The organism is Variovorax sp., from assembly GCF_035634955.1.
In the GTDB taxonomy this organism is placed as follows: domain Bacteria; phylum Pseudomonadota; class Gammaproteobacteria; order Burkholderiales; family Burkholderiaceae_C; genus Variovorax.
Window position 1 is genome coordinate 141,438 of sequence record NZ_DASQBZ010000022.1, and the last position, 25,949, is coordinate 167,386.

At 71.3% G+C, this 25,949-nt stretch carries 26 protein-coding genes; 13 read left to right on the forward strand and 13 right to left on the reverse strand.

The window, feature by feature from the left end; all coding sequences use genetic code 11:
- The first annotated feature begins 2 nt into the window (after positions 1-2).
- Genes VES41_RS12755 through VES41_RS12795 form a run of 9 tightly spaced genes read left to right on the forward strand, consistent with a single transcriptional unit; the run spans position 3 to position 8,642 of the window.
- Complete coding sequence (locus VES41_RS12755; protein WP_324817341.1) at positions 3-485, forward strand: DUF6484 domain-containing protein; 483 nt, start codon at positions 3-5, stop codon at positions 483-485.
- Positions 486-515: 30 nt separating this feature from the next.
- On the forward strand, positions 516-1,652 hold the full coding sequence (locus tag VES41_RS12760; protein WP_324817344.1) for a DUF2169 family type VI secretion system accessory protein: 1,137 nt from the start codon (positions 516-518) through the stop codon (positions 1,650-1,652).
- Entirely contained in the window at positions 1,649-2,704 is a 1,056-nt protein-coding gene (locus tag VES41_RS12765; RefSeq protein WP_324817347.1) for a hypothetical protein, read from the forward strand. Before VES41_RS12760 ends, VES41_RS12765 begins: the two co-directional genes overlap by 4 nt.
- Before the next feature lies 1 nt (position 2,705).
- Positions 2,706-3,839, forward strand: coding sequence for a PAAR-like domain-containing protein (locus tag VES41_RS12770; protein WP_324817349.1), 1,134 nt, complete (start codon positions 2,706-2,708; stop codon positions 3,837-3,839).
- A gap of 17 nt (positions 3,840-3,856) precedes the next feature.
- Positions 3,857-4,741, forward strand: coding sequence for a hypothetical protein (locus VES41_RS12775; RefSeq protein ID WP_324817352.1), 885 nt, complete (start codon positions 3,857-3,859; stop codon positions 4,739-4,741).
- 11 nt (positions 4,742-4,752) lie between these two features.
- Positions 4,753-6,057, forward strand: a complete 1,305-nt coding sequence (locus VES41_RS12780; RefSeq protein ID WP_324817355.1) for a TIGR02270 family protein — start codon at positions 4,753-4,755, stop codon at positions 6,055-6,057.
- Positions 6,058-6,066: 9 nt separating this feature from the next.
- On the forward strand, positions 6,067-6,246 hold the full coding sequence (locus VES41_RS12785; protein ID WP_324817358.1) for a hypothetical protein: 180 nt from the start codon (positions 6,067-6,069) through the stop codon (positions 6,244-6,246).
- Entirely contained in the window at positions 6,243-7,841 is a 1,599-nt protein-coding gene (gene tagH / locus VES41_RS12790) for a type VI secretion system-associated FHA domain protein TagH (protein ID WP_324817360.1), read from the forward strand. The genes VES41_RS12785 and tagH overlap by 4 nt, the downstream gene beginning before the upstream one ends.
- A gap of 30 nt (positions 7,842-7,871) precedes the next feature.
- On the forward strand, positions 7,872-8,642 hold the full coding sequence (locus tag VES41_RS12795; RefSeq protein WP_324817363.1) for a PP2C family protein-serine/threonine phosphatase: 771 nt from the start codon (positions 7,872-7,874) through the stop codon (positions 8,640-8,642).
- Here the strand turns inward: VES41_RS12795 and VES41_RS12800 are convergent.
- The 4 genes from VES41_RS12800 to VES41_RS12815 are packed head-to-tail and all read right to left on the reverse strand — an operon-like array spanning position 8,639 to position 12,470.
- A complete protein-coding gene (locus VES41_RS12800; protein ID WP_324817450.1) occupies positions 8,639-9,880 on the reverse strand; it encodes an MFS transporter in 1,242 nt (413 codons plus the stop codon). The genes VES41_RS12795 and VES41_RS12800 overlap by 4 nt on opposite strands.
- A 21-nt stretch (positions 9,881-9,901) precedes the next feature.
- Positions 9,902-10,846: a LysR substrate-binding domain-containing protein gene (locus tag VES41_RS12805; RefSeq protein ID WP_324817365.1), complete on the reverse strand. Its 945-nt coding sequence runs from the start codon at positions 10,844-10,846 to the stop codon at positions 9,902-9,904.
- A 58-nt stretch (positions 10,847-10,904) separates the two neighbouring features.
- Entirely contained in the window at positions 10,905-11,228 is a 324-nt protein-coding gene (locus VES41_RS12810) for a hypothetical protein (protein WP_324817366.1), read from the reverse strand.
- A 9-nt stretch (positions 11,229-11,237) separates the two neighbouring features.
- Positions 11,238-12,470, reverse strand: coding sequence for an MFS transporter (locus VES41_RS12815; RefSeq protein ID WP_324817369.1), 1,233 nt, complete (start codon positions 12,468-12,470; stop codon positions 11,238-11,240).
- A gap of 149 nt (positions 12,471-12,619) precedes the next feature.
- Here VES41_RS12815 and VES41_RS12820 point away from each other — a divergent pair, with 149 nt between their 5' ends.
- Complete coding sequence (locus VES41_RS12820; RefSeq protein ID WP_324817372.1) at positions 12,620-13,036, forward strand: low affinity iron permease family protein; 417 nt, start codon at positions 12,620-12,622, stop codon at positions 13,034-13,036.
- 24 nt (positions 13,037-13,060) lie between these two features.
- On the opposite strand, the gene VES41_RS12825 is transcribed toward VES41_RS12820, so the two are convergent.
- The 4 genes from VES41_RS12825 to tssA form a co-directional block, all read right to left on the reverse strand.
- Positions 13,061-13,543: a type VI secretion system tube protein Hcp gene (locus VES41_RS12825; protein ID WP_324817375.1), complete on the reverse strand. Its 483-nt coding sequence runs from the start codon at positions 13,541-13,543 to the stop codon at positions 13,061-13,063.
- Between the two features lie 149 nt (positions 13,544-13,692).
- Complete coding sequence (gene tssC, locus VES41_RS12830; RefSeq protein ID WP_324817377.1) at positions 13,693-15,192, reverse strand: type VI secretion system contractile sheath large subunit; 1,500 nt, start codon at positions 15,190-15,192, stop codon at positions 13,693-13,695.
- A gap of 34 nt (positions 15,193-15,226) precedes the next feature.
- Positions 15,227-15,748, reverse strand: a complete 522-nt coding sequence (gene tssB / locus VES41_RS12835; RefSeq protein WP_324817380.1) for a type VI secretion system contractile sheath small subunit — start codon at positions 15,746-15,748, stop codon at positions 15,227-15,229.
- Between the two features lie 55 nt (positions 15,749-15,803).
- On the reverse strand, positions 15,804-16,850 hold the full coding sequence (gene tssA / locus VES41_RS12840; RefSeq protein ID WP_324817383.1) for a type VI secretion system protein TssA: 1,047 nt from the start codon (positions 16,848-16,850) through the stop codon (positions 15,804-15,806).
- A gap of 72 nt (positions 16,851-16,922) precedes the next feature.
- Between tssA and tssJ the strand changes: the two genes are divergently transcribed.
- Positions 16,923-17,471, forward strand: coding sequence for a type VI secretion system lipoprotein TssJ (gene tssJ, locus VES41_RS12845; RefSeq protein ID WP_324817386.1), 549 nt, complete (start codon positions 16,923-16,925; stop codon positions 17,469-17,471).
- Between the two features lie 24 nt (positions 17,472-17,495).
- On the opposite strand, the gene VES41_RS12850 is transcribed toward tssJ, so the two are convergent.
- Positions 17,496-18,596 carry a type VI secretion protein IcmF/TssM N-terminal domain-containing protein gene (locus VES41_RS12850; protein WP_324817390.1) on the reverse strand — a complete coding sequence of 367 codons (1,101 nt, stop codon included), beginning with the start codon at positions 18,594-18,596 and terminating at the stop codon, positions 17,496-17,498.
- A 19-nt stretch (positions 18,597-18,615) separates the two neighbouring features.
- Positions 18,616-19,938: a DotU family type IV/VI secretion system protein gene (locus tag VES41_RS12855; protein ID WP_324817393.1), complete on the reverse strand. Its 1,323-nt coding sequence runs from the start codon at positions 19,936-19,938 to the stop codon at positions 18,616-18,618.
- A 238-nt stretch (positions 19,939-20,176) separates the two neighbouring features.
- Here VES41_RS12855 and VES41_RS12860 point away from each other — a divergent pair, with 238 nt between their 5' ends.
- Complete coding sequence (locus VES41_RS12860) at positions 20,177-20,884, forward strand: response regulator transcription factor (RefSeq protein WP_324817395.1); 708 nt, start codon at positions 20,177-20,179, stop codon at positions 20,882-20,884.
- A 63-nt stretch (positions 20,885-20,947) separates the two neighbouring features.
- Here VES41_RS12860 and VES41_RS12865 read toward each other — a convergent pair whose 3' ends face one another.
- Both VES41_RS12865 and VES41_RS12870 read right to left on the reverse strand, forming a co-directional pair.
- A complete protein-coding gene (locus VES41_RS12865; RefSeq protein ID WP_324817397.1) occupies positions 20,948-21,580 on the reverse strand; it encodes a hypothetical protein in 633 nt (210 codons plus the stop codon).
- 65 nt (positions 21,581-21,645) lie between these two features.
- Positions 21,646-24,261 (reverse strand): autotransporter, encoded by a 2,616-nt coding sequence (locus tag VES41_RS12870; RefSeq protein WP_324817400.1) that lies wholly within the window; start codon positions 24,259-24,261, stop codon positions 21,646-21,648.
- Positions 24,262-24,390: 129 nt separating this feature from the next.
- On the opposite strand from VES41_RS12870, the gene VES41_RS12875 reads away from it, so the two are divergent.
- Positions 24,391-25,095 carry a phosphoglycolate phosphatase gene (locus tag VES41_RS12875; protein ID WP_324817402.1) on the forward strand — a complete coding sequence of 235 codons (705 nt, stop codon included), beginning with the start codon at positions 24,391-24,393 and terminating at the stop codon, positions 25,093-25,095.
- Positions 25,096-25,131: 36 nt separating this feature from the next.
- Here VES41_RS12875 and VES41_RS12880 read toward each other — a convergent pair whose 3' ends face one another.
- Positions 25,132-25,722 (reverse strand): chalcone isomerase family protein, encoded by a 591-nt coding sequence (locus VES41_RS12880; protein WP_324817406.1) that lies wholly within the window; start codon positions 25,720-25,722, stop codon positions 25,132-25,134.
- Between the last annotated feature and the right edge of the window lie 227 nt (positions 25,723-25,949).

Here is a 25,949-nt window from a genome sequence, read left to right on the forward strand (position 1 = left end):
CGATGAGTGGCAGAGACGCGTGTTTCGAACAGGGACTTGCGCACACGCCGGCGCCGATGCCGGCCCCGATGTGCATCGGCCGCCTGCTGGCGATCGGCGACGAGGGGCGCACGCCGCTCGTGGTCTTCGAGGGACAGGCCGGCAGCGCCGCGCTGCCGGCGCGCAGCACCGTCGACCTGCGCGCCGAGCACGTCGGCGCGCAGGTGCTGCTGGCCTTCGCCGGCGAAGGCCGGTGCCCGGTGGTGACCGGCGTGCTGCGCGACAGCTTGCCGGCCTGGCCGGCGGCCGAGTTGCCGCCGGCGGTGAGCGTGGATGCGGACGGCCAGCGCCTGCTGGTCAGCGCCGGCGAGCAGCTGGTGCTGCGCTGCGGCAAGGCCAGCATCACGCTCACCCGCGCCGGCAAGGTGCTGATACAGGGCAGCTACGTGCTCAGCCGCTCGAGCGGGACGCACCGCATCAAGGGCGGCTCGGTCCAGATCAACTGAGCAGGCCGCCGGCGCAGGACCCGCATCGACATGGAAATCGTCAACGCAAGCGGCCACACCGTGGGCTACACGCAGGGCGTGGAGCCCAGCGGGCGCGAGTGGCTGGTGGTCGTGGCCAAGGGCACTTTCAGCCTGCCGGCGCCGGACGATCCGGCGGGTGCGCTCGCGCCGCGCCATCCGATGCAGGTGCCGCTGGTGACCGCCGATACCTTCACCGGCGAGCCCGGCTTCTCGGCGCCCCGGCTGGAGGTCGACTTCGCGCTGCGCAAGCCGCGCTGCGACATCCTGCTCAACGGCAGCGCCCATGCGCCCGATGGCGAGCCGGTCGAGCGGGTGCTGGTCGGCGCGCGCGTGACGGCCGGGGCGCAGTCTTGGCAGAAGTCCATGGCGGTCGTCGGGCCGCGGCACTGGTCCAGCGGCCTGGGCGGCATACGCGCGAGTCCGCCGCAGTCCTTCGTGCGTCAGCCGATCTCCTACGACGTGGCCTTCGGCGGCCTGGACCAGCGCCATGAAGACCCGGCCGAGCATGCCGCGTACCGGCGCAATCCCGTCGGGCGCGGCTGGCACCGGCACCTGCAGGGGCGCTACGTGGACGGCGCGCCGCTGCCCCTGACCGAGCAGGTGGACGCGCCGGTGAGCGCGCCGGACGGCGACCACGTGCCGATGGCCTATGGCCCCGTCGGGCGCGGATGGTCGTCGCGCCTGCCCTACGCGGGCACGTACGACCAGGACTGGATCGACAACACGTTCCCTTTCCTGCCGGCCGACTTCCAGGACGCCTACTACCAGGCGGCGCCGATGGACCAGCAGATCGCGCACCCCATCGACGCGGCATCGCTCGAGGTCACGCTGGTACACCTGACCGGGCAGCCGCACGTGCGCTTCCGGCTGCCGTGCCAGGGGCTGCCGGTGTCGTTCTTCCGCCGCCGCGGCGGTCACGAGCAGGTGACGGCGGTGATGGACACGCTGGTCATCGATACCGATGCGCACTGGGCCACCGTCACCTGGCGTGCCGCGCTGCCCCTGCGCAAGAGCATGCTGGAGATCAGCAACGTGCTGGTGGGCACCATGTCCCAGGGCTGGTGGCGCGCCCGCGCGCTGGGCAAGACCTGGCATCCGTCGCTGGGCGCGCTGGTGCGCAATCGCGGCGCGGAGGATGCGGCATGAATGCGCTGGCCGTGCAGCGTGTCGGCCTGGTCACGGGCGTGGGCCTCGACGCCGCGTCCACCTGCGCAGCCATTCGCGGGGCGATCGACAATTTCCAGGAGACGCGCTTTCGCGACCACGGCGGCGAATGGCTCATGGGCTGCGAGGTGCCGTGGCCGGGCAAGCCGCTGCGTGGCGAGCAGCGACTGCTGGCCATGGCCGCACGCGCGGCGCGCGAATGCCTGGACGGCTGGCAATGCGCCGATTGCGCCGCCGTGCCGCTCCTGCTGTGCCTGGCCGAAGGCGGGCGCCCGGGGCGCGCGGTGCGCGACGACGGCGCCTTCCTGCTGGCGCTCGAGCAGGCGCTCGGGTGCCGCTTTCATCCCAGCTCGTCGATCATCGCCGGCGGGCGGGTGTCGGCCGCCGTGGCGCTGCTGCACGCGCGCCGCTGGCTGGCCGAAGGCGTGGCCGAGCGGGTGCTGGTGGTGGCGGTGGATTCGCTGCTGGCGGCCGCCACGCTGGCCGACGCCGAGGCGCGCGACCGGCTCCTGTCGAGCGAGAACTCCGACGGGTTCATCGCCGGCGAGGCGGCCGCGGCGCTGCTGCTGGCGCCGCTCGACGCCGACGCCGACGCCGACGCCGGCCAGCTGGCCTGCCACGGGCTGGGCTTCGCGGTCGAGCCGGCGCACATCGACTCGGGCCAGCCGCTGCGGGCCGACGGCCTGACCCGCGCCATCAAGGACGCGCTGCAAGACGCGGGCTGGGGCGAAAGCGTGTTGCAGTTCAAGATCGTCGATGCCTCGGGTGGGCAGTACCCCTTCAAGGAGTCGGCGCTGGCGTTCTCGCGCATCGACCGGACCAAGCGCACCGAGTTCGACATCTGGCATCCGGCCGACTGCATCGGCGAGGTGGGCGCGCCGATCGGGCTGGTGATGCTGGCCGTGCTCAAGGCCGCATGCGAGAAGGCCTATTCGCGCGGCCAGCGGATGCTGGCCCACCTGGGCAACGACGACGGTCGGCGCGCCGCGATGGTGCTGGCCTGGCACCCGGCGCGCGCCGGGCAGGGCGGTTGAGATGGCCAACCAGGTGTTCGCCAACGGCCGCGAACTCGCCTGCAAGGCCGGCGCGGGAAAGACCATCTGCGCCCTGCCCGACGTGTGCATGACGCCGCCCGAGAACCCCGCCACCCCGCCCGGCGTGCCGGTGCCCTATCCCAACACCGGCCTGGCCTCGGACACTACCGACGGCAGCCGCTCGGTGCAGATCTCGGGCAAGGAGGTCATGCTCAAGAACAAGTCGTACTTCAAGACGTCGAGCGGGGACGAGGCCGGCTGCGCGGCCAAGAAGGGCGTCGTCTCGAGCAAGAACAAGGGCAAGGTCTATTTCATCGACTGGTCGATGGACGTGAAGCTCGAGGGCGAGAACGCGGTGCGCCATCTCGACAAGACCACCAACAACCACGGCAGCCCCACGGCCAACGAGGCGGTGCCCTGGCCATTCGTCGACTCGATGGACGACGCCGAGATCAAGGCGTTGTGCGACAAGGACAAGGCGCAGGAGAAGGCCGCGTGCGCGGACTACAAGCCGCACAAGGCGGATGGCAAGGACGTGTGCGCCCAGACCGGCCTGGATGGCGACTTCGCCTCCATCAAGGGCGACCTGCCCGGCGCAGCCAAGAAGGCCAGCGAGAACCCTTGCCTGGCGGCGCGGCGCTGCCGGCTGGTGCCCTACAAGGCGTCGCCCGAGGTGGCCGACGGAATCGGCGGCTGCTGCCCCGCGCAGACGGGCGACCACATCGTGCCCAAGAGTTCGTTCTTCAAGGACAAGTTCGGCGGCACGCCCATCGGCGGCTGGACCTACAGCATGAACAAGGCCCCGTGCATGTGTACCGAGGGCGGCAGCTGCTCGGGCACGCACGGCCTGCGGCACACGCACCACAAGACCACGTCGGCGGTGGCCCACGGCAAGCCGGTGCCGTTCGAGACCGAGGTCAAGCATTGCGCCAAGGGTGCCAAGGCGGTGGCGCCCCAATGCAACGAGGAGTGCCTGGCGGCGCAGCTGCGCGAGGGGCACAAGGACATGGGCGATCCGGCCACGGACATCAAGCACTCGTCCACCGGCAAGCCCGACATCACGCACTACGACTCGCTCAAGCAGACGATCGACCAGACCGCCGGCAAGCTGGGCCACCCACTTCCATTTCCCTGAGCAGGAGGATCCATGTCATGAGCAAGCGTGTGGCGGACGAGCGCGAATTCGTGCGGGGCGCGGCGTACATGGGCGAGCTGGTCTACGTGATCACCAAGGTCAAGTCGCTGCGCGAGCAGGACATTGCCCACACCAGCCTGGTCGGCGTGTACAAGGGCGCGTGGGGCGACGCGTTCAACACCACCTGGGACTCCACCGCCCTGGCCTTCGCCAGGCGCGCGCCCGAAAAGGCGGTGCTGATCGGCGAGGACGGCGAAGTGGCCACCTACGGCAAGGGCCAGCGCACGGACGAGTCGATCCGGCCCGCGCCGGTGATGATCCGCAATGCCCGCACCATCGAGGGCGACGTCTACGCCTGCGGCGCCAAGCGGCAGGTGTATCGCCGCACCGGCGAGCACCAGTGGTTGGACATCAGCGCGCCGCGCGCCGCGCAGACCGAGGCGCTGGGTTTCGAGGCGATCGACGGGTATGGCCACGACGACATCTACGCCGCCGGATGGGCCGGCGAGATATGGCACTACGACGGCCAGGCCTGGCGCTCGTGCGACAGCCCCACCAACGTGATCCTCACGGCCGTGTGCTGCGCCGGCGACGGCGTCGTGTACGCGGCCGGCCAGGGCGGCGTGATGGTGCGCGGCCGGGGCGACGCCTGGGAGACCATCGCCTGGGAGGACGAGGTGACGATCGACATGTGGGACCTGTGCTGGTTCCAGGACACGCTCTACGTCGCCGGCAGCACCGCGCTGTTCACGCTCGCGCAGGACCGCCTGGTGCCGGTGGACATGGGCGGCATCGGGCCGGTGAGCTGCTTCAGCCTGTCGACCGCGCAGGGCGTGCTGTGGTCGGTGGGCAAGGCCAACGTGGTGGCCTTCGACGGCGCGACCTGGCAGCGCTTCGACTGAGACGGCGCGCAATGAACACGCCGGACCCGATCACCGCCGACCCGCCGCATGCCTTGCCGCTGGTGGTGGGGCGCCACGTGGAGGAAGCGGCGTTGCTGTGCGTGCAGCGGCTGTTCCTGGTGCGCGCCGCACACGTGCGGCTGCACCAGCTGCGGCGCCTGGACGACCGGCTGGCAGCGCACCTCGACGGCCTGTCGGTGGCCGGGCCGGCCGGTGCCGCGCTGGCGCAGCGCGCACTCGCGGACGCCGGGCGCGGCGAGATGTTCGCGGCGGTCGCGCTGTCGCTCGAGCGCCGCGACGGCCGGGCGCTGGACGGCCTGCTGGCCGTCGCCGAGGCGCTGCCGCAGACGCAGGAGGCGGTGGTGTGGGCGCTGGGCTGGGCGTCTGCCGCCTCGCTGCGCGGCGTCACGCGCGACCTGCTCGCATCCGCGTCGGCGTTCCATCGCCGCCTCGGCCTGGCGGCTTGCGCCATGCACCGGGTGGACCCGGGCGCCTTCCTGCCGCCGGCGCTGGAGGACGACGACGAGGCGCTGTGCATGCAGGCGCTGCGCAGCGCCGGCGAGGGCGGGCGCACCGACCTGCTGCCGGCCTGCCTGGCGCGGATGCGCCAGGGCGGTGTGCCCACGCGGTATGCGGCAGCCCGCGCCGCGCTGCTGCTCGGCGAGCACGGGCCGGCCGCGCAGGTGCTCGGCGAGCTGGTCGCCGGGCCGGCGCTGCTCGGCCAGCCGGAGCGCTCGGCCGCCCTGCAACTGGCCTTGCGCGTCCTGCCGGCGCGACAGGCCGCGCCGGTGCTGCAGGCCGTGCGCGACAGCCCGGGCGGGCTGGCCGAGGCGGTGCGCGCCGTGGGACACCTGGGCGATCCGCACTTCGCGCCCTGGCTGATCGAGCGGATGGACGACCCCGCGCTGGCCCGTGCGGCGGGCGAGGGCTTCTCGCTGCTCACCGGCGCGGATCTGGCGGCGCTGGACCTGGAAGGCCCGCAGCCGCAGGGCTTCGAGGGCGGGCCGGACGACGACCCCGAAGACGACGCGATCGATTCCGATGCAGACGACGGCCTGCCCTGGCCCGCGCCCGCTCGCGTGCATGCCTGGTGGCAGGCGCATGCGGCGGGCTTCGTGCCGGGCGGGCGCTATTTCATGGGCGCGCAGCCGTCGGCCGGGCATGCCGCGCGGGTGCTGCGCGAGGCCGCCCAGCGCCAGCGCATCGCCGCTGCCGAATGGCTGTGCCTGCTGCGGCCCGGCACGCCCTTGTTCAACACGGCAGCTCCCGCGTGGCGCCAGCAGCGCTGGCTGGACGCGATGGACGGCCCCGCCTGAGCGCGACGCATGCAGGCCCGCCACATCCTGACCATCGTCGCTGCCGCATTCCTTGCCGCGGCGCTGGTGCGGCTGGTGCGCGACGGCGGGCGCCTCGGCCCGGCCAGCCGAACCTGGCTGCTGGTGGCGCTGGTCTTCGGCGGCATCTCGGCATGGCTGTGGCGGACCCACGGAGGAACCTTGCAATGATCCGCATCTCAGTGCGATCCCACCAGGGCGCGCCGGTGGCGCGGCCCCCCGCCGCGCAGTTCGGGCCGCAGGGCGGCACCATCGGCCGGGCTGCGCACAACACGCTGGTGCTCGACGATCCGGACCGCACCGTCTCGCGCGTGCATGCGCAGGTGCAGTACCGCGATGGCCGGCACTTCATCGTCGATCGCGGCAGCAATGCGCTGTCGTGCGACGGCCGGCCGCTGGGTGCCGGCAACGAGGCCGAGCTGCAGCCGGGCATGCAGCTGCTGATCGGCGGCTTCGAGCTTGGCGTGGAGTCGCTGGCCACGGTCACCGGCGTGGACGACCCGGCCGCAGCCCCGGCCCGGCCGCGCGACGACGATCCCTTCGCCGACCTGCTGGCGGGGCTGGATGGCGGCAGCGCGGCGCCGACGCCCACGCCCACGCCGGCGACAGCGAAGCCGGCCGACGATGGCCTGTTCCCCGACCCGATGGCCACGCCATCCGGAGGCGGCCGTGCCCAGCGCGCCGCGGCAGCCCCGTCCAGTGCCGATGATCCGTTCGCCGACCTGCTGGGCAGCGACACCGCGGCGCCGCAGCCGGGCGCCATCGAAGACTTCTCCGACCTCGGCCTGCGGGCGCCGGACGCGGCCGCCGGCATCGACCACCTGTTCGGCGGCGCGCCCAGGCCGGGGGAAGACCCGCTCGCGCTCTCGCCGCTGGCCGATCCGCTGCGGCGGCCCAACACCGCCGGCAACAAGGATCCGCTGGCGGCCTTGGCCGGCGGCCCGGCCCGCGCCGCGCCGGCGCCGAAGGCGGACCACCTGCCGGTCGAGCGCTTCGGGTTCGACGTGCCCAGGGCGGTCGTGCCCGCGGCGCCGTCGGCCGATGCGCCGTTCGCCGATCTGCTGCCGGCGGCGCCGGTGTCCGCGCCAGCCGTCGCTCCTGTCGCCGCGCCGGCGGCGCCGGTCGCGGCACGCGAGGCGGTGCCTGCGCCGGCCGCCGGCGGCGCGGTGGACGACGCCGCGCTGCTCGCCGCCCTCGTGCGCGGGCTGGCCAGCACGCACCAGATGCCGCAACGGCTCACGCCCGAACTGATGGAGCGCATCGGCGTGCTGCTGCGCACCGCCACCGAGGGCACGCTGCAGATGCTGCTGGCCCGCCAGGAAGTGAAGAAGGGCGTGCATGCCGAAGTGACCATGATCGCCGCGCAGGCCAACAACCCGCTCAAGTTCTCGCCGACCGCCGAGGTGGCGCTGGGCCATCTGCTGGGGCCCGGCATGCGCGGCTTCATGGGCGCGGAAGAGGCCATGCGCGATGCCTATGACGATCTGCGCGCGCACGAGTTCGGCGTGATGGTGGGCATGCGCGCCGCCCTCGCGCACGTGCTGGCGCGCTTCACCCCGGAGGAGCTGGAGAAGAAGATCGCCGCCAGGAGCGCGCTGGATTCGCTTTTCACCGCCAATCGCAAGGCCAGGCTGTGGGACCAGTTCGTCGCGCTCTACGGCGCCATCGCGTCGGAGGCGGAGGACGACTTCCACAGCCTGTTCGGCAAGGCCTTCGTACAGGCCTACGAGGAACAGATGAAGCGACTGAAGTCGGGCGGCGGCTGATCCGCCCGCGCAAGGCCAGAGGAGAGCGCAGTGGACTTCGACATCGAGATCGTGACGCTCTCCAGGACGGGGGGACGCAGCTACAACGAGGACGCGTTCGGCCACTGGAACGACGGGCAGCACGTGGTCTGCGTGGTGGCCGATGGCGCCGGCGGCCATGGCGGCGGCGACGTGGCCTCGCAGGTGGTGCGGGCCAGCGTGCTGGGCGGGTTCGCCGAGCGACCCGGGGTGGATGCGCAGCTGCTGCGCGAGTTGGTCGAACGGGCCAACCTCGACGTCGTGGCGCGCCAGTCGGAGGGCGGCAGGCTGGCCGGCATGCGCTCGACCGTGGTGCTGGCGGCGATCGACCTGCCCACGCAGCGTGTCGCCTTTGCCCACTGCGGCGACAGCCGGGCGTACCTGTTCCGCGGCGGCCGGCTGCTGCTGCGGACCGTGGACCACAGCCTGGTGCAGCAGATGGTGACTGGCGGCATGCTCGACGAGGAGGGCGCCCGCAGCCATCCGCAGCGCAACATGCTGCTGTCGGCGCTCGGGTCGGTCGAGGTGGCGCCGGACATCACCGTGTCGCCGCCGCTTCCCTTGCAGGTGGGCGACGTGCTGCTGCTGTGCACCGACGGACTGTGGGAGCCGCTGGACGACGACTGCCTGACGGAGCTGCTGGCCGCCTCGCGCGACGCTGGCGGCTGGGTGGCGCAGCTCGATGCGCAGGTGCGCGCGCGGGCGAAGCCGGGCCACGACAACTACACGGCGCTGGTGCTGTGGGCGCGCGAGGACGACGAGACCACGCGCCTGCTGCCCTAGCCTGGCGCTTCGGACCGGCGCGGATGCACGCGCCGGTTCAGCAGCACCGAGGCCGCCAGGCCCGCCGCACCGATGACCAGCGCCGCCAGCGCGGCCGCGTCATGCCCGGCGCGCGCGATGATGAAGGCGAAGATCATCGGCGAGGCGGCCGCCAGCCACAGGGCGGGCCTGAGCACCTTGCCGACCGTGCGGCCATAGGTGCCGGCGTCGAAGATCACAAGCGGGATGGCGCCGCGCGTGATGGTGGCCAGGCCGTTGCCGGCGCCGTAGAGAAAAGCGAAGGCGCCCGCGCCCCACAGCGTGCGACCCGCCACGAGGTAGAGCAGGAAGGACAGGCACAGCCAGGCGCAAGGCAGCAGGTTCAGGCGCACGGCATCGACGCGGCGCGCCCAGGTCGCCACGCTGAAGCGGCCGGCGAACTGGCCGAAGCCCAGCAGGGTGGACAGCAGCACCGCCGTCGCCGCATCCCAGCCGCGGCCGCGCAGCAGCTCCAGGAACTGGGCCGCCATGGCCGTCTGAAGGAACAGCACGCTGATGGCGATGACCGCGAACAGCCGATACGCACCGCGCACCGGCACCACGGTGGCCGGCCCGGCCGCCGTGCCGGACGCGTGTGCCGCCGCGCGCCGGCCGGCGCTGGCGGGCAGCGCCAGATGCAGCAGCGACGCGGCCGCAAGCAGCCCGGCGTAGACCACCAGCGCCGTGCGCCAGCCCAAGCCGTCGATGAGGGCCTGGCCCAGCGGCCAGAAGACGGTGGAGGCAAAGCCGCCGAACAGCGTGATGAAAGCGATGTGGCGCCGGGCACCGGCACCGGCCACGTGCGCCATCGAGGCGAAGGCGGCGTCGTAGAGCGACAGGCGCATCGCCAGCCCGATGAAGACCCAGGCGACGACGAACTGCGCCTTGGCGTGCGTCGTCGCCAGCAACAGGCAGCCGGCGGCGCCGAGCCAGCAGCCGGCCATCATGGCGGCGCGGCCGCCGTGCCGGTCGATCCAGGCGCCGACGCGGTACGAGGCCAGGCCCATGGTCACCAGTGCCAGCGAGAAGCCGCCCTGCACGAAGGTCGGGCTCCATTGCATGGTGGCGCCGATCGGGGCGGCGAACAGCCCGATCAGGTAGTGCAGCGTGCCCCAGCCGACGACCTGCGACAGGCCCAGGCAGACGAGCAGGGGAAAGCCGAGGGAACGGCCGGCGGCGGGCAGGGTCGATGCGGGCGTGGTCAGGGCGTGGTCCGTGATCGGGGCGGGTGGATGCCGACTCTAGCCGGTGGCCGCTGCCGGCTGCTCCCGCACGGCCGCCGGCGCGCGCCATTGCCGCACCTGCGCGGCCTCGGCGCGGATCCAGTCCGCCACCTGGCGCACCTGCTCGCGCGGCTGCTCGTCGGCCAGCAGCAGCCAGATCGCGTACGGGCTCTTCATCGGCTTGCAGGCCATCTCGACGATCGACAACTGGCCGCTGTCGATCAGCGGCTGCAGCAGTTCGATGCGCCCGATCGCCAGGCCCTGGCCGGCGAGGGCCGCCTGGACCACCTGGTCGTACTGGTTGAAGCGCATCATCTGTCGCCGCGGGGGCGGGCTGGACGCATCGGCCAGCCAGGTGCGCCAGTGCAGCCAGGTGCGCGTGTCGTCGTATTCGAGCAGCGGGCAAGGCTCGCCGCGTGCCAGCGCCTGCGCCACGCGCGGATGCGCCACCGGCGCCAGCGTCTCGTCGAACAGGCGCAGCGCCGCCGACGGGACGGCACCTTCGCGCGCATAGCGCAGGGCGATGTCGATGCCGTCGGCGCGCAGGTCGCTCACGCGATTGTTGGTGGACAGGCGAACGTCCAGGCCCGGGTGCCGGCCCTGCAGGCGCGACAGGCGCGGCAGCAGCCACACGGCCATGACGCCGACGCTGGCCGTGAGCGTGACCGCGTGTGCCGCACTGCCGCCGCCGGCGAGTTCGGCGGCGGCTTCCTGCAACTGCTGCACGGCCGGGTCGGCGCTGCGGAACAGGCGCTCGCCCGCCGGCGTGAACGCCACGCCGCGCTGCAGGCGGACGAACAGGCGCGTGCCGACCTGGGCTTCCAGCGCATGAACCTGCCGGCTCACGGCGGACTGGGTCAGGCACAGGTCGTCGGCGGCCTGCGTGATGCTCAGCCGCCGCCCGGTGGCGACGAAGGCCTTGAGCAGGTCGAGCGAGAAGAGACGGGCCAGGGGTACGGACATGCAGCGGCGACGCGAACGGATCGTCATTGCATCACATGCCGGCGCATGGCGCAGCGCGTCAGCCGCAGCCAGCCAGCGCGGCGGCGCCGGGCGGCAGGCGCAGCACCAGCCAGGCGTCGGCGCGCGGCACCCGGACGGCGGCGGGCGACGGCGCTTCGAGGAGCAGCACCTGGCCGCGCGCCCAGGCGTCGATCAGGCGGACGTCGGTGGCATGGAGCACGCGCGCCATGGCCGGCCCGGGCGCGCCGCGCGTGAACACCCACATGTGCACCGCCGCCGACGAGCGCGCGGCCAGGGCCTGCTGCGCGGCCAGGCCGGCCAGCGCCAGCGCGCCGAGGATGAGGCATGCCGCCAGATGCTGGCGCAGGGCATGGCGCTCCATCGCGTGCCTTCAGCCCTGGAGCGCCATGAAGCGCTGCGACGGCCGCTCGCGGATCGGCAGGTTGACGGCCGCGGCGGCCATCGAGAGGACGATGCACAGCCACCAAACGGTGTCGTAGCTGCCGGTGCGTGCGTAGAGATGCCCGCCCAGGTAGACGCCGAGGAACGAGCCGACCTGGTGGCTCAGGAAGACGAACCCGAACAGCATGGCCATGTAGCGCGTGCCGAAGAACGACGCCACCAGGCCGGACGTGGGCGGCACGGTGGACAGCCACATCAGCCCCATTGCCGCGCTGAACACCAGCACCGTGGCAGGGCTGAGCGGCGCCAGGATGAACAGCCCGATCGCGACGGCGCGGCCGACGTAGAGGCCGGCCAGGAGCCTGCCCTTGCCAAGGCGCGCGCTCCAGGCGCCGGCCAGGTAGGCGCCGGCGACGTTGAACAAGCCGATCAGCGCGATCGCCCACGACGCCAGCGCCGGATGGATGCCGCGGTCGGCCAGGTACGCCGGGAAGTGCGTGGCAATGAAGGCCAGCTGGAAGCCGCAGACGAAGAAGCCGAGCACCAGCAGTGCGTAGTCCCGGTCACGCAATGCGGTGCGCAGCAGGCGCAACGGCGAGGGGCCGGCGCCGCCGACGGCCAAGCCGCCGGCCGGCCTGTCGCGCACCAGCAGCGCCGCGGGAATGGCGAGCGCCATGGCCGCCGCCATGAGCCACGCGCCCGCTCGCCATCCGTCCACCCCGATCGCCGCCTGCGTCAGCGGGACCACGACGAACTGCCCCAGCGAACTGGCGGCCGTGCCCAGTCCCAGTGCCCAGCCGCGGTGCGTCTGCGGCATGACGCGGCCGAGCGCGGCGAGTGCGGTCGTGAACGAAGCGCCGCCCATGCCGAGGCCGACCAGCACGCCGCCGCACAGCACGATCTGCAACGCCGAGGTGGAAATGGCCAGTCCCGCGACGCCCAGGGCGTAGAGCACGGCGCCGGCCAGCATGACCCAGCGGGCCCCGAAGCGATCGGCCAGGTAGCCGGCCACCGGCTGCGTCAGGCCCCAGGCCAGGTTCTGGATGGCGATGGCAACGGCGTACGCCTCGCGCGAGACACCCAGCTCGCGCGTGAGCGGATCGGTGAACAGGCCGAAGGCGGCGCGCACGCCGAATGAAAGGCAGGCCACGGCGCAGGCCGCGACCAGCGTGACCCAGAGGGCGGCGCCCAGCGGGGCGGTGGAACGGGAGGTTGGAGTCATGGCGCCGATGGTGATGCCGGCGCGCCGGCGCCGGCATGCATCCTCGCGTGCGCGGACATGCGAATCCGGAATGCCCGGGGCATCGTCCGACACCGACTGGCGCCGCTTTCCCTTGCCCGGCGCTGGGAGGGCGCGCAAAGTCCCGCGCCATGGACGACAGCAAGAGCTCGTGGTATTCGCGCTTTGCCAAGGTGGCGGCGCGCTTCTGTGGCCGGCCGCATGTGTTCACCATCGCGGCCGCGTTGATCGTCGTGTGGATCGTCAGCGGGCCGCTGTTCGGCTTCAGCGACACCTGGCAGCTGGTGATCAACACCGGCACCACCATCGTCACCTTCCTGATGGTGTTCCTGATCCAGAACACGCAGAACCGCGACACCGAGGCGATGCAGGTCAAGCTCGATGAACTGATCCGCGCGACGAAGGGCGCCCACAACGCCCTGCTGGACCTGGAGGAACTCGAGGAGGACAAGCTCGAAGCGTTTCGCCGGCGCTACCAGGCACTGGCCAAGCAGGCGCGCGGCGAGATCGACCTCGGCGCGGTGGATACGGACTGTCCCGAGGCTTGAGCGCTTCCGGGCCTCCTGCCCGGCTCACACCTTCTTGTTCGCGGCAATATCCCAGCCGATGGTCTTGGCCGCGCCGCCGGCGCCCTTGGCATCCTGAGGCACGTATTCGTACTTGAACTTGCCGAAGTTCAGCGTGACGTTCTCGGTCAGGCGGTCCTCGCCGCCGCTGCCGCCGGTGCTCACCGACGAGACGATCAGGTCGTTGAGCGTGATCTTGATGTATTCCAGCGGAGTCTCGCCCGCCTTGCGCACCACCAGCGTCGCCTCCTCGATGTGCTTGCCGTTGCAGCAGGCCAGCAGCAGCGCATGGGAGGCCGAATCGATGTACTTGGTGAGCGACAGGTCCTGCACGTTCACCTTGCCGGAGCCGGCGCCGCCGCCCATGTGCGCGGTGCCCGACTGCGACACGCCCCAGTTCCAGGCCAGGACGTCGATCTCCTTCTTGTGCTTGTCGTCGGCCGACTCGCCCTCGATGTCCTTGATCTTGATAAACATGTCTACGGCCATGATGCTCACCTTTCGGATGTGTGGGTGGAACGACGGTGCTGTCCGGATCGCTGCCGAGGCGGTGGGCTGATCCGGGAGCTATCTGGAAGACGAACCAGCCGGCCCGGTTGAAAGACGCGTCCGGCCGGCCGGCGAAAACCTCCTTCGCGTCAGCCGGCGCCCTTGGCCGAGGGAAGCTTGGAGACGAGCCGCAGCGACACGGTCAGGCCTTCGAGCTGGTAGTGCGGGCGCAGGAAGAACTTGGAGGCGTAGTAGCCGGGGTTGCCTTCCACCTCCTCCACGACCACCTCGGCGGCGGCGAGCGGGCGTCGCGCCTTGGTCTCTTCCGACGAGTTGGCCGGGTCGCCGTCCACGTAGTTCATGATCCACTTGTTGAGCCAGCGCTCCATGTCCGCGCGCTCCTTGAAGCTGCCCACCTTGTCGCGCACGATGCACTTGAGGTAGTGCGCGAAGCGGTTGCAGGCGAACAGGTACGGCAGGCGCGCGGCCAGGTTGGCGTTGGCGGTAGCGTCCGGATCGTCGTACTCGGCCGGCTTGTGCAGCGACTGGGCACCGATGAAGGCGGCGAAGTCGGAGTTCTTGCGATGGATGAGCGACAGCAGGCCGGCCTTGGACAGCTCCGCCTCGCGCCGGTCGCTGATGGCGATCTCGGTCGGGCACTTCTGGTCGACACCGCCGTCGTCACTCGGGAAGGTGTGCAGCGGCAGGTTCTCCACCGCGCCGCCGGACTCGATGCCGCGAATGCGCGAGCCCCAGCCGTACAGCTTGTACGAACGGTTGATGTTGGTGGCCATCGCATAGGCGGCGTTGGCCCAGGCGTACTTGCCGTGGTCGGCGCCGTCGGTGTCCTCCTCGAAGTCGAACTCTTCCACCGGGTTGGTCTTGGCGCCGTAGGGCGTGCGCGCCAGGAAACGCGGCATGCACAGGCCGATGTACTTGGAGTCGTCCGATTCGCGCAGCGAGCGCCAGGCGGCGTATTCGGGCGTGGAGAAGATCTTGGTCAGGTCGCGCGGGTTGGCCAGCTCCTGCCACGATTCCATCTGCATCAGGTTGGGGCTTGCGCCGGTGATGAACGGCGCGTGCGCCGACGCCGCGATCTTGGCCATCTCGCCGAGCAGTTCCACGTCCGGCGGGCTCTGGTCGAAGTGATAGTCGCCCAGGATGGCGCCGAACGGCTCGCCGCCGAACTGCCCGTACTCCTGCTCGTAGATCTTCTTGAACAACGGGCTCTGGTCCCAGGCCGTTCCCTTGAATTTCCTGAGCTGCTTGTGCAGTTCCTTCTTCGAGATGTCCATCACCCGGATCTTCAGGTTCTCGTCCGTCTCGGTGTTGTTGACCATGTAGTGCAGCCCGCGCCACGCGCTCTCGAGCTTCTGGTAGTCCTCGTGGTGGATGATCCGGTTGACCTGCTCGGTGAGCTTGGCGTCGATGGCCGCGATCATGGCCTGGATCGACTGCGTCACATCCTTGCCGATGATCGTGGTGTTGGCCAGCGCCTGCTGCGCCAGCGTCTGCACGGCGGCCTCGACGGCGCTGCGGGCCTCGTCGCTGCGCGGCTTGAACTCCTTGCTCAGCAGCGACGAGAAGTCGCTGCCGGCGTATTCCACTTCCTTGAGTGCGCTTTGCTGCTGTTCGGCGGCGTCGGCCATGGTGTTCTCCTGGTGGATCGGTGGGGCCGCGTGCTCAGGCAGCGGCCGGCGGCTCGGCGGCGGGCTTGGCGGTGGCGGCCAGGGACTTGAGCAGTTCCGGGTCGTCCAGCACCTTGGCCAGCAGGTTCTCGGCGCCGCCCTTGCCGTCCATGTAGGTGACCAGGTTGGCCAGCTGGGCACGTGCCTGCAGCAGCTTGTCGAGCGCGTCCACCTTGCGTGCCACGGCGGCCGGCGAGAAGTCGTCCATGCTCTCGAAGTTCAATTCGACCTTGAGATTGCCCTCGCCGGTGAGCGTGTTGGGCACCTCGAACGCGGCGCGCGGCTTCATGGCCTTCATGCGCGAATCGAAGTTGTCCACGTCGATCTCGAGGAACTTGCGCTCCCCCGGGGGCGTGACCTTGTCCGGCTCGGCCGGCTTGCCCGACAGGTCGGCCAGCACGCCCATGACGAAAGGCAGCTGGATCTTCTTCTCGGCGCCGTACAGCTCGACGTCGTACTCGATCTGCACGCGCGGCGCCCGGTTGCGGGCGATGAACTTCTGACTGCTCTGGGCCATGGTCTTCTCCTTGCGGGGGAACTGGGTCGTGACGGGCGGTATGCGCTACGGCGTGCTACTGCGCCTGGGCCGACTGCCTGCCCGTGACGGTCTCGATGGTGTCGATCGCGCCCGGTGCCAGGTCGGCCATGATCTCCATGAAGCTCACGCCGATGAGCTTCTTGGCGCGCATGATCAGCAGCGGCGCCGGATTTCCCGGCTCGGTCTGCTGCAGGTAGTGGATGACGCGGTCGAGCACCTGCAGCGCCTCCTGGCGGCTGCGGATCTCGGTGCGTTCGCCGGAAGCGCCGTCGACGCGGTCGCCGCCGTCGTCGATGGCGCCACTCGCCGAGGCGTGGCCACCTGCCGGCGAGGTGCCTGCACCCGCCTCGAGCGGGGCGCAGGCCTTGGCGAGCATGTTGCAGATGCCGCGCAGCGGCGCCAGGTCGATCGCGTCGCCTCGACCGGTGTGCCGCGACAGCAGCGCCTGCAGTCCGTCGACCTGCGCCGCGAGTGCGGCCAGCGTGCGGATGCGCTCGGGCGCCTGCGCATGGATGCTGGCGAGCGCGCCGTCGATCTGCGCCGGCGATGGCGCGGCCTCGCCAGCCGGCGCGGCGAGCTGGCCGTGCGCAATGGCCACATCGCGCACGCGCAGCGCACCGGTGCCACGCGCCACGCCGATCTGCGCGTCGTACAGGTCGCGCAGCACCGTGCGTTCGTCGGCGAGCGGTGCCAGCGCGTTCAGCCGCATGGTGGGGTCGTTGCCGTCGTCCGCATCGAGTTGCGGATGCAGCGTGTCCCAGTAGCGTTCGAGCAGCCCGCCGAGCAGTGACAGGCACTGCGAGAAGCCTTCGATGCCTTGCAGGCGCGTGCTGGCGCGCAGCAGCAGCATGGCCACGCGCGCATCCTTGCTGCGTGCCAGCAGTGACTGCGCCTGCTCCTGCACGAGTCGCCAGTCGGGCTCGACCGCGGCAATGACGGTGTCGCCGAACTGCTGCTCCGGCTTGCCCTGGGACGCCGAATCCAGCGCGATGTAGGCGCTGTCGTATTCGAGGTTGTCGCCCGTCGGCGAGTCCTCGCTGATGGGCGCCTGCAGTTCAGCTACACGTTCGGGTGTCAGCATGGTTGTCGCCTGGCGTTGACTGGGGATAATCAAAGATGCACCCAGCACGGTCAATGCAACGAAGGCAATAGCATGCACGCCAACCGAACCGGCCTTTTGCCCTATGCGCATCGCGCGCGACTCGCTGCGCAGGCGCCCGGGGGCCGCATCGCGACGCTGTCGCGCCGGCCGCTTCTCGTGGCCGGCGCACTGGCGGTGCTGGCGGTGCTGGCGGGCTGCGCTTCTGCGCCCAAGCCGGTGGTGACCGCGGTCACGCTCGACATCACGGCCGCGGCCGACCTCAACCCCGACGCGCGCGGCCGTGCCTCTCCGCTGACGGTGCGCGTGTACGCGCTCAAGACGCCGGGCGTGTTCCAGTCGGCCGACTTCTTCTCGCTCTACGACAAGGACAGCGCCACGCTCGGCGCCGAACTGGTCAAGCGCGAGGAATTCCAGCTCGCGCCGGGCGAGAAGAAGACGCTGCAAATGACGCTGGAGCCCGATGCCAGGAGCCTGGGCGTGATGGCGGCCTACCGCGACCTGGAGCGCGCCCGCTGGCGCGACCTGCAGCCGTTGCAGGTCGGCCAGGGGAACAGCTTCAAGTTGAACCTCGGCGCGCGGCAGGCAAGCCTGTCCAGATAGCCGCCGGGCTGGCGCGGCGCGCGCTCAGCGGCGAAGGCGCGCGAAGGCGCGTTCGGCCGGCAGGAATCGCCCGAACAGGTCGTCGACGAAGGCGGCGCGCGGTGCCTGCGCGTCGTTGCCCGGCGCCGCCACGAAGTAGAGCCCGCGTCCGCGCAGCCGATAGGGCGCGCCGCCCGGGGCGAACAGGCGCTTGAGCAGCAGGCTCAGGCCGGCCTGCAGCGCCAGCCACTGGTCGAAGAAGCGGTGCACGGCCAGTTGATGGCCGGCATCGGCGTGGTCGCGCACGAGCCCCATGCGCAGCGCGCGCAGCCGATTGCCCAGATCGTCCAGCGCGTCGTCGATCACCAGCAGCGCGCCCGGCGGCACGCGGATTCCCACGGCTTGCGCCGGCATCGGCTCGGGAAGCAGTTCGCGTACCGGCGCGTAGCCGGGCAGGCGGTCCAGCCCGGTGACCAGCACCTGTGTGGGCAGGCGCAGGCGCAGATGCTGCGAGGCCTCGTCGGCGCGCCGGCGCAGGCGCGCCGCCAGGTCGGCCGCGGCATCCGGCGTGCGCAGTATCTGCTGCGCATCGACGCACAGCACGATGCCGTCCAGCGGCAGCGCGCTGCGCCGCTGCGCCAGCAGCAGCAAGGCCGCGTACCAGCGCGCCAGCGCCGACCGCGCCTGCGCCGAGTCTTCCTGCGCGCTTGGCAGTTCGACGAGCAGGGGATCGAGCTCGATGGCCACGAGCTGCGGCAGCAGGTGCCAGCGCCAGAAGGTGCGTGGCAGCCTGCCGTGCGAGGGGGCGGCCGGCGCGGCGGCATGCATCAGGTCGCCGACGCGGCTGTCGGACTCTCCGAGGAACAGCACCCACGGCCGGTGATAGAGCGCCATGCGGCCCGCACCCGGCTGCGCCGCCTGCAGCGCGGCGCATGCCTGGTCGAACGTGTCGCGCAGCGCCTGCGTCGCAGGCGCGTCTGCGGCGGCATCCTGCACCCGCGCCAGTGCCCCGCGCAGCGAGCGCAGCCGGCGCCACCGCCGGGCGCCGCGCACGGACCACCACAGCAGCGCCAGGCCGGCGCAGCAGGCCAGCGCCAGCTTCCACAGCCAGGCGGTCTCGAGGGCGGCCTGCAGCGCCGGGTTCATGGCGGGGCCCCGGCGGCAGTCACTGGCGCTCCACGGTGTCGAGCTCGATGATGTCGGCTGCCAGCCGGTCGTCACCGCGCTGGGCGGCCAGCATCTCGCGCAGGCGCTGGAGGTAGGCCGAGGCCAGCTCGAACGGCGGCCGGTCCTCCGTCCCCGCGATGGGCGAGGGCGAAGCCAGTACCGTGACCATCACCGTGCCGAACGGCGGACTGACGAGCCAGCTGGCCGGGATGTCCTGCCCCAGGTCGAGCTGCTGCCCGGCGGCGAGGGCCTGGCGCGGCCGGCCGGCCAGCAGGTGGAGCACCGAACCGTCGGCGGTGTAGTAGTCCACCCAGAAGTTGCCGTCGAACGCAGCCTGGCGCACGCGCAGGACGACCGGATCGCCCTCGCGCAGCCGGCCATCGCGGGCGGAAGGGGCGCTGATGCGCAAGCCGTAGCCCTTGGCCTGGTTGCGGGCCTGGTAGGGCTTGAGGATGGCGTGCACTTCGCAATGCGGCCACGGACGCAGGCCCAGGTCGAAGCGCGCCGCGCTGACGCCGGGCACGTCCTGTACTTCGCGCCGCACGGCCTGCATGTCCTGCGGGCGGGAGACGAAGCCGCCGACCCGCACGAGGCCGCCTTCGGCCTGCACGTTCAGGTCGGCGCACGGCAGGTGCTGCAGTTGCGCGTCGACGCGCTGGGCCAGCGAGGGGCGCGCCTCGCCGTGGCCGGCCAGCAGCAGCCAGCCCAGCGCCAGCACGGGCATGAGCAACGCGAGCAGTGCGCCGCTGGTGAGCACGCGGCGTTCACGCAGCAGCGCCTGGCCCGGGCGCGCCGGATCGGGCACCTCGTAAGGTTGCGGCGTCAGGCGCGCGTCGTCGTGCGGCGCCAGCGGGGGCGTGCGCAACTGGCGCCCGTGCAGCGCCTTGAGCTTGCCCAGCTCCCCCCGGTCGCCGTCCTCGAAGTAGTACTGGCCGGCAAAGCCCAGCGCCAGGGCGGTCCAGTAGACCTCGCGCAGCTCGTCGTCCTGCGGCTGCAGGCCCGACAGGTGATGGAAGAACTCGGTGCGCGCGTTGCCGGAGTTGAACAGGCGCTGCTGCACGGGCGTGTCGGCGCCCGGAACGTCGTGCCCGGCCGCGCGCGACAGGATCTCGTCGACCCAGGCCGCCATCGCGAAGCTGGCCGACTCGATCGCCGGGCCGGGATAGCCGGCGGCGGCCGCTGCCGCCCGCGCCTGATCGAGCAGGACGAAGGCGCGCTCGCGCTGCGCCGCATTCGCTGGCGGGTCGGCGCGCGCCGGCTGGCCCGCGAGCATGAGGCCATGCTCGATCAATGGAGAAAAGAAGTCGAGCAGGCGAGTCATGGCGTCTCGCCGCCTTTTCGGGCCGCGGTGGCTGTGGCCGTGCGCCGGCAACTCTGGCAGACGCTCATCGTCCCACCGCGTTTTGTGAAGTGAAGCGAATTCTTCCCAGCGCTCCCGCGCCGCACCATACGGCATGTGAGCTATGCCGTTAGAAAGGCGCGACGCCTTGCTGAGTAATGCTTTCGACGCTATCGTCGGCGTCTTAGAAACATAACGGCCACATTCCCTGGGAAATGTCATGAAGATCCTGATCGCCGACGACCATCGGCTCGTCACCGAGGCGGTCAAGTCCAAGCTGTCCGAGATCGAGGACGGCATCGAGTTCCTGATCGCGCTGAGCGTGGACGAACTGCTGGGCATGGCCTCCGACGACGTCGACCTCGCCGTGGTCGACCTCAACATGCCGGGGGCGGACGGTTATTCCCACATCGACGAATTGCGCCGGCGACACCCCAGCGTGCCGGTGATCGTGCTCTCGGGCCACGAGGACCCGCAACTTATGCGAGCGGCGCTCGAGCGCGGCGCGCTGGGCTTCATTCCCAAGGCCTACTCGCCCGAGGTGATGCTCTCGGCGGTGCGGCTGGTGCTTGCCGGCGGCGTCTACGTGCCGCCGATGATGCTGTCGGCAGTGCCGAGCGGCGTGATCGCCGCCAGCGGCGCGGAAGCGGCGCCCGGCATGGCCGGCGGCCTGGCGCCACGGCCGGCGGGCAGCGGCGCCGCCACGCTCGACAGCCTGCGCAAGGTGCTCACCGAGCGCCAGGTCGAGGTGCTGCAGCTGTTGTCCCAGGGCAAGCCCAACAAGCTGATCGGCCGCAGCCTGGGCATCAGCGAGGGGACGGTCAAGATCCACCTGGCGGCGATCTTCCGGGCGCTGAACGTGCGCAACCGCACCGAGGCGGTGGTCGCGGCGCAGAGCCTCAACGAAGCCTCCACGTCGTCCAGCTGATCGCGGGCGCGGCGAACCGGCCCCGTGGGCGGGGCCGGACGCATCCGGCCCCGGGCCTGCCGGTTACTGAGCCTTCTTGGCCTTCGCGGCCGGCTTGACCTGCACGGCCAGCGATTCGGTCACGCGCGCGGCGACCTGGTCGCCCACCTTGACGTCCTTGATGGCCTGTGCGTCGCGCACGACCACGTCGACCAGGTTGCCCTGCGGCCCCTTGAGCGTGACGATGTTCTTCTTCTTGTCGACCGCCTCGACATTCGCCACGACGGTGGTCACGGCCACCGCTGCGGCGCCGGGCTTCTCGCCGGGCGCAGCGACGGCACCGCCTTCGGTTTCGACGCGCTGGCGGATCTCGTCGCCGCCCTTGAGCAGGGCGAGCGCGACGCCGACCCGGTAGGTCAGCTGGACGCGGTCGCCCACCTTGACCTGCGCCAGGTTCTTGACGGCAGGATCGACGCGAAGGTCGGCGATGTTGCCTCTCGGTCCCTTGATCGAGACGACGCGCTGCGCCACGTCGACCTGGGTGATCTCGCCCACGACCGTCACCGTCTGCACGCCGCCCTTGGCGTCGGCGAGTTCGACCGTCTTGTGCGCGGGCGGCGAGGCCGCCTGGGCCTGCGTGGCGATGGCGCCCAGGCTGAGCGTGAGGGCGCTTGCCGCGGCAACCAGCGCGCCGTGACGAGTGGAAAGCTTTCGCATGAAGATTCTCCTGAACGGGGCCGGTGTTGACGGCGGCCGGCCCGTGTCCGCCGGGTAATGACCCCTCAACGCCGGAAACCTCCGCCGCGCATGCCGCCGCCGAAACCGCCGCCGTGGAAGCCGCCGCCGAACCGGCCACCGCCGCCGGAAAAGCCGCCGCCCTGGTAGTGGCCGCCGCCGAAGCTGCGGTTGAGGTTGGCGGTCGATTGCTGGTGCTGGCCGCTGCGCAACTGGCCTTCGGACCGCGCCTGTCGCGCCTGGTCGAGCTGCTGTTGCACCTCGGGACGGGCAGCGGCCGTCCCGCCGTTCGCCGGCTCCCAGCCGCCGTCCGTGTGCTTCTGCCAGCCGTCGCCGGTATTGCGGTAGATGTTGCCGTCATGCCCGGCGTAGACGTCGTCCCCGATGCGCGCGGCGCCGCCTTGCTGGCCGTGGACGCCGGACACCGCGGTGCGCTCGCCGGTCGCCGGGTTGTAGACGAAGCCGCGACCGCCGCTGACCCGGTCGCCGCTGTAGATGTTGCCGGCGGTGCCGTGGGCGCCGCCCGCCACCACGCCGCCAGGGCCGCGCACCACGCCACGGGAGCCGGCGGCGAAGTTGCCGGTGTAGATGTTGTTCACCACGCCGCGCTGGCCGGCCGCCATGGCGCCGGTGCGCGAGTTGTAGGCGATGCCGGTGCGCCCGGCCCAGCGGTTGCCGCTCCAGGCATTGAAGCCGCCCGAGGCGCGCGACACGCCGGCAACGTCGCCCCAGCGGTGATAGATCGGCCCGGAGAAACCGGCCCAGCCGCCCGGGCCCCAGGCCAGCGCGCCGCCGGCCGGGCCGTAGGCCACGCCGCCCCACCAGCCGCCCCAGCCGTAGCCCCACGGGCCCCAGTACGGATAGGGCCCCCAGCCCCAGCCCCAGGCGGAGGTGGCCGCACCCCAGGCCCAGCCGAAGCAGAAGCCGAAGCCCCAGCCCATCCACGGGGTGTAGGCCACGGCGGCGCCGTAGCCGTACGTCAGCGGGGCCCCGACCCAGACCGTGCCGACCCACGGGTCGTACACGTAGCCGGTGCCGTACACCACCACGCCGCTTGCCGGGTCCACGTACTCGCCCTGGTAGCCGCCGGAATAGCCCACGTACACATACTCGTCGTTGGCGCCGAACACGCGCACGTAGGTCACGTAGTGCAGTGGCGAACTGGGCGGAATGGCATAGATGGCCGGCGGCACCGCGGTGGCGACCACCCACGGTCCGTCGGCGCCCGGGGCGGTGAACCACACGCCGTTTTCCAGCGCGTAGTAGCTGTGCTCGTCGACCCGCAGTAGCGGCGTCGGCGTGTTGGGCGCGTAGCTCAGCGACGTGCCGCCGATGGCGCGCCACTGCGGGGCGCCGCCGTCGAAACGCAAGGGGGTCAGCCGTGCGTCGGCGCGTTTGACGGCCGCGGTCTGCGGCACCGAGGTGGCGATCGCCGCCTCGCGCGCCTGGCTCGTGCCGGCCACCGAGGCCTTGACGTTTTCCTTCTCGCTGTCGTCCGGGATGCCGGCGAATGCCGGTGGCAGCGAATTGGCCGCCACGAAGGTCCATGGGCCAGCCTCGGTCGGCGCGCGGAACCAGCGGCCGGACACCAGCAGGTAGACCTGCTGGTCGTCGTTGTCGCGCAGCACGTTGCCGGTGGTGTTCTTCACGTAGAGCAGCGGCGTGCCGGCCAGCGGCGTCCATTGCCATGGACCATCGCTGACGATCAGTTCGGTCGGGCGCGTGGCCACGAATATGCGTGGCGCGCCGCTGCGCAGCGAAGGCGGTGCCTGCCGCGCCTGGCCGGCGTCCTTGCTGGTCGCCGCGGTCACGCCGGTCAGCAGGTCGGCGGCGCGGTTCTTCTCGGCCTCGGTGCGCAGCCGACGCAGATCGGCCGTCTCCGGCGTCACGCTCCAACTTGCATCACGGTCCAGCGTGGGCGCGCTCATCCAGCCATCGAACACGTGCAGGTAGTGGCGCCCGTCGGCGTCGCGAACGAGAAGCACGCGGGTGTTGAGCACCCGCTGCAGGCCGGTGCCTTCGGCATGGGCGTAGTGCGGCGCGCCGTCGATCGTGATGAGCATCGCCGGCTGCTGCGAGAAGATGAAGTCCGGCGGGTCGTTGCGCAGCGGCTGCTGCGCGTTGCGCGCGGCCACCTGCACGCCTTGTACCTGCGCCTCCAGCCGGTCCAGGCTGATCACGCGCCGCTTGCCCGCCGCGTCCTTGCGCAGCGCCGCGACCCATGCATCGGACTGGGCGCCGGCGCTGGGGAAATCGGCGCGGGTCACGGTGTACTGGTCCAGCGTGACGGTGCGCGTGCTCTTGTCGACCAGCGTTCGTGCGCTCAGCTCGATGGTGCCGTAGGTGGCGCGCGAGCCGGCATCGCCGCCCTTGGTGTTGCCGCCTTCGCGCATGACCACGGCGGCGCGCGCCTGCAGATGGAAGCCGTCCCAGTTGTCGATCTGCGGCGGATAGACCTCCAGAGTGTTGCGCGCATCCAGGCGCACCGTGTAGGGCCAGGGGCTCTCGGCCTGCGCCGCAGTGGTCGACGGCGCCGCTGCGGCGAGGACGCCGTGCGGCGCGCCGGCGCATAGGATGGCAGAGGCCGCCAGCAGCAGGCGACCCAGGATGCGGCCCGACTGTGTCCAGGCACGTTCGCGACTTCTCGAGAGCTCCAACGTCACCCACCCCGTGATTCATGGAAACACGGTTCATCGTACTTGATGATCGTGTCCTGTTCTGAACTTCGTGTCCGGGGCCGGGGCGTGGACAATCCGGCGTTTCATCGCGCCTGCCGGAAAGGAAGTCCGCCCATGTCCCGCCTCCTGCCATCGCTGGCCCTGTCCGACCTGGATGCCGTGATCGTCGATCTCGACGGCACCATGGTCGATACGCTGGGCGACTTCGAAGTGGCCCTCAACGGCATGCTTCGGGAGATGGCGCTGCCCGCGATCACGCGGGCGCAGATCAGAAACATGGTGGGCAAGGGCTCGGAACACCTCATCCGCTCGGTGCTGCAGCGCGTGCGCGGCGGGCGGGCGCCGGACGAAGCGCTGGCACGGGAGGCGTGGGAGCGGTATTCGCGCCACTATCTGGCCGTCAACGGACAGCACTCGACCGTCTATCCCGGTGTGGCGCAGGGCCTGGCAGCGCTGCGGGCGGCAGGCCTGCGGCTGGCCTGCCTGACCAACAAGCCGGGCGCGTTCGCCGGGCCGCTGCTGGCGTCCAAGGGGCTGGCGCGCCACTTCGACCTGGTCTTCGGCGGCGACGCCTTCGAACGCAAGAAGCCCGATCCGCTCCCCCTGGTCAAGACTTGCGAGGCGCTGGGCTTCATGCGCGGGCGCACGCTGATGGTGGGCGACTCGAGCAACGACGCCCAGGCCGCGCGCGCCGCCGGCTGCCCGGTGGTGCTGATGAGCTACGGCTACAACCACGGCGAGTCGATCGACGAGGTGGACGCAGACGGTTGGCTCGACTCGCTCGCCGACTTGCCGCCGGCGCTGCTTGCGGGCACCTGAGCGCCTGCGCCTGCGCCGGCGCGAGCGCGCCCCGGCTCAGGAGCCGGCCAGTCCGAGCAGGGCGTCCTTGAGCTGGAAGTCGGCTGGCGCCGGGCCGAGCCAGATGCGCATCAGTGCATTGAAGAAGGCCTGCTCGCGCACGGGCTCTCCCTGCTGCTGCCCGTTGATGGCGATCAGCGTGCCCTGGCCGGGGATCCAGTCGACAGTGAAGGAGTCGCCCGCCTTGAGGTACTTCTTCTCGGCGAACAGGTTGCCCATGCGCAGCAACCCGGGGATCAGGCGCGACATTTCGCTCTTGGGCGAGTTGTCCTCCACCCCGCGGGTGAAGAGCTTGCCCAGCTCGTTGGCGTCGATGTCCCGCAGCATGGTGATGGACATGCGCTTGGGCCCCGGCGCCGCCAGGACTTCGTCGGTGCTGCGGGCCTTGCGGTTGAGGTAGAGGCTGGCGGTGTAGACGCGGAACACGGCCTTGTAGCGATAGCCCGCGCCGTTGAGTTGCAGGGTGGTTCCGCCCAGGCTGAGGCTGTCGTCGATCTGGACGCCGGCCAGGTCGAGGGTGGCGGCGCCGGCCTGGCCGAGCGCGGCGAACAGGGCGCCGCAGGCGAACCAGCGGAAAAGGCGATTCATGGGTGTCTCCGGAACAAAACCGCGAAATGGTGCGGACGGGGTGAATGTATCAATATGTATTCACGTTGCCACTCGTATAAACTCACGCTTCCATGTTCATTCATCACGTCATCCAGACAGGTCGAGGCCGGGGAGCCTGGCCCTGGCGTACGCCAAAGTCGCTGTCTGCCTGACCCGCGCGGCCTGCTGCCGCGCCCCCGTGGCCCGACGTTCCGCTTCCGGAACCC